Genomic DNA, 235 nt, shown 5'->3' with positions numbered 1-235 from the left:
ACTAACGATCATAATCGCAGGGTGTAGTAAAGAAGAGAAGAAAGAAAATGAGACATCAGCTAAAGCAAAAGATTCGTATACGATAAAACATGCAATGGGCGAAACGACAGTGAATGGTACGCCAAAAAGAGTTGTTGTTTTAACAAATGAGGGGGCTGAGGCACTTTTATCTGTTGGAGTAACGCCGGTTGGAACGACGAAACCACGAGCTGGTGATGAATGGTATCCTCATTTA

At 41.7% G+C, this 235-nt stretch carries 1 pseudogene; it reads left to right on the top strand.

Annotated elements, in window-relative coordinates:
• Positions 1-235, top strand: a pseudogene (locus tag RAD04_RS39165) (hypothetical protein); the annotation flags it as partial.

The sequence above is a fragment of the Bradyrhizobium sp. 25ACV genome (assembly GCF_054863005.1).
This window is presented reverse-complemented; position numbering and strand designations above follow the sequence as displayed.